A 595-nucleotide genomic window follows, 5' to 3' on the forward strand; every position below is an offset into this window, starting at 1 on the left:
CGACGGCACGGTGATCACTGCCAACCTGCCCTGGCCGCTGTCTTCCAGCCGCATCCGTCAGGACCTGGGCTTCGAGGCCGTGCACCTGGTCAACGATTTCGAAGCCGTCGCCCACGCTGCCGCGCACATCGGCGCCAGCCAGGTCCTGCAGCTCACCGGCCCGGCCGACGCGCCGCGCGGCCCGACCCTGGTCATCGGCCCCGGCACCGGCCTGGGCGCTGCGGTGTGGATTCCGGTCGGCAACCGCTCCGTGGTGCTGGCCACCGAAGGCGGACAGGCCTCGCTCGCGGCCACCACCGAACTGGAAATGGCCGTGTTGCAGCAGATGCTGCGCGACCGCAGCCATGTTTCCATCGAACAGGCCCTTTCCGGCCCCGGCCTGCTCAACCTTTACAACGCACTGTGCGCGGTGCGCGGCACCACGCCCACGCACACAACACCCGATGCCGTCAGCGCCGCCGCCTGTGATGGCAGCGACCCGCTCGCCGTGGAAACCCTGCAGCTGTTCTGCGGAATCCTCGGCTCCACCGTCGGCGACATGGCCCTGCTCTATGGCGTGCAGGGCGGCATCTACCTGGCCGGCGGCATCCTGCCA

Annotated in this window: 1 protein-coding gene; it reads left to right on the forward strand. The window is 69.9% G+C overall.

Going from position 1 to position 595, the window contains the following annotated elements; genetic code table 11:
• The coding region (locus ACVOLO_RS18040) for a glucokinase (protein ID WP_481571701.1) at window positions 1-595 on the forward strand (595 nt) is incomplete at both ends.

It is taken from the genome of Stenotrophomonas sp. STEN056 (assembly GCF_056759635.1).